This is a genomic window from Halorubrum sp. AJ67 (genome assembly GCF_000513435.1).
In genome coordinates, this window is sequence record NZ_CBVY010000002.1 from 1 (window position 1) to 2,335 (window position 2,335).

The following is a 2,335-nucleotide window of genomic DNA, read 5'->3' on the forward strand; positions in this document are numbered from 1 at the left end:
GAGGAGGGAGTATCCATCGTCGGCGACGTGCCCATCTACGTCGCGCTCGACTCCGCCGACGTGTGGGCCAGCCCGGAGGCGTTCCGCCTCGACGACGGGAACCGCCCGACCGCCGTCGCGGGCGTGCCGCCGAACGCCGGCGATAACGGCCAGCGCTGGGGGAACCCGCTGTACGACTGGGACCGGCTCGCCGAGTCGAGGTACGACTGGTGGCTCGACCGGTTCCGCCGCCTGTTCGAGCTCGCGGACGTGGCGCGGCTCGACCACTTCCTCGGGTTCGTGAAGTACTGGGCGATACCCGCCGACAGCGACGACCCCGCGGACGGCGAGTGGCGCGACGGCCCGGGTCGAGACCTGTTCGAGACGGTCGAGCGCGAGCTGGGCGAGGCCCCGTTCATCGCCGAGGACCTCGGGTTCGAGGAGCCGGCGATGGACGAGCTGATGGCCGAGTTCGGCTTCCCGGGGATGCGCGTCCCGCAGTACGCCGACTGGTGCGCGGAGGGGAACGAGTACCAGCCGATGCACTACCCCGAGGGCGTCGTCGGCTACACGTCGACGCACGACACGGACACATGGGTCGGCTACTTCGAAGACCTCCCCGAGCGCCAGCGCGACTGCTTCCGGTACAACGTCGGCTCCGACGCCGAGGAGCCGGCCGAGTGGGCGATCATCGACGAACTGTGGGCCTCGGAGGCGATCCTCGCCGTGACGACGGTTCAGGACCTGCTCGGGCTGGGCAGCGACGCGCGGTTCAACGAGCCGGGCACGCTGGCGGGCAACTGGGAGTGGCGCGTGACGCGCGGCGCGCTCGACGACGAGATCGCGGACCGGCTGTGGGAGCTGGCGGGCGACCACGTGCGGTGAACCGTGACGGGACTCCTCCCCGACGCGCCGGTCGTCCACGTCCTCGTGATCGTCGCCGCGACCGGATTCATCTGGCTCGGAAGCGGGTGGTTAGAGGAGGCCGCCGAGACCCTCTCCGGGTACTACGGGCTGCCCGCGGTGGTTCAGGGGTCCGTCGTCGTCGCGGTCGGGTCAAGCTTCCCGGAGCTTGTGAGCGTGCTCGTCACCGCCCTCACCGGGGTCTTCGACATGGGCGTGGGCGCGCTCGTCGGCTCGGCCATCTTCAACGTCCTCGTGATCCCCGCGGTCGCGGGCATCGGCGGCGAGGGCGAACTGGAGGCGAACCGGACGATCGTGTACAAAGAGGCGCAGTTCTACATGCTCGCGGTGTCGGCGCTGGTCGTGACGTTCGCGCTCGCGGTCATCTACTTCCCGGTCTCGTCGGACCCGATCGTCGGGACGATGCCCCGGTCGCTCGCGGTGATCCCGCTCGCACTGTACGCGCTGTACCTGTTCATCCAGTACCAGGACGTCGGCGACGCCGCGATCGACAACGTCCGCGACGGCGTCGACGTTCGCCGCGAATGGGCGAAGCTGGCTGCCGGTCTCGGGCTCATCGTCGTCACGGTCGAGCGGCTCGTCGCGTCGGTGGAGTCGCTCGGCGTCACCTTCGGGATCCCCGAGTTCCTCGCCGGCGTCACGATCGTCGCGGCCGCGACGAGCCTCCCGGACACGCTCGTGAGCCTCCGGACCGCGCGCGAGAACCGCGGGGCGACGAGCCTCGGGAACGTCCTCGGGTCGAACACCTTCGACCTCCTCGTCGCGATCCCGCTCGGCGTGCTGATCGTCGGCGAGGTCGCCGTCAACTTCTCGACGGCGGTGCCGATGCTCGGCGTCTTAACCGTCGCGACGGTCCTGCTGTTCGTGACGCTCCGGACGGAGCTCGCGCTGGAACGGCGCGAGTCGTACGCGCTGCTCGCGGCCTACGGCCTGTTCGTCGCGTGGGTCGTCGCCGAGACGGTCGGGGCGACGAACGCGCTCAGGGGCGTGTGAGATTCCGACGGGCCGGGACTCCTCAGTAGGAGTTCCGTCCGATGATGAAGTACAGCAGGATACCGAGCAGCGGCGCGAAGAACACGACGAGCGCCCAGAGGACGGGCGGGTGGTCGCTACGGTTCTGTGCGTCGGAGTACGTCCACGCGATCAGCACGAAGTGAGCGACTATGAAGGCGATCCCGATCAGGAGGACGATAGCGCCTTCCGCACCTTGGAGGAGCAACGGGGACATGTCGATTCAGACGAGAACGGCCGCCGACAAGTGTTTTTGGGATCGGCCGGAGCCGCTCGGCGAAACGGATAACTGTATTTAATGCGAACAGTTCACATGGTCAACGCGGTGCGCGCGGTCGGCGTCGGGGTTGAGTGTCTCGGGGCGGCGGGGCTTCTCGCGCTGTCCCGGGTCGCCGACGGCGAGGTGCGCGCCGCCCCGCTG

Annotated in this window: 3 protein-coding genes; 2 read left to right on the forward strand and 1 reads right to left on the reverse strand. The window is 69.2% G+C overall.

All coding sequences use genetic code 11. The features are described 5' to 3' along the window. Together BN903_RS02190 and BN903_RS02195 are read left to right on the forward strand one after the other, a co-directional pair. On the forward strand, positions 1-864 hold an 864-nt coding region (locus BN903_RS02190; RefSeq protein ID WP_048076194.1), incomplete at its 5' end, for a 4-alpha-glucanotransferase. Between the two features lie 3 nt (positions 865-867). Continuing rightward, positions 868-1,896, forward strand: a complete 1,029-nt coding sequence (locus BN903_RS02195; protein WP_048076195.1) for a sodium:calcium antiporter — start codon at positions 868-870, stop codon at positions 1,894-1,896. A gap of 22 nt (positions 1,897-1,918) precedes the next feature. On the opposite strand, the gene BN903_RS02200 is transcribed toward BN903_RS02195, so the two are convergent. Then, entirely contained in the window at positions 1,919-2,131 is a 213-nt protein-coding gene (locus tag BN903_RS02200) for a PLDc N-terminal domain-containing protein (protein WP_048076196.1), read from the reverse strand. Positions 2,132-2,335 lie beyond the last annotated feature (204 nt).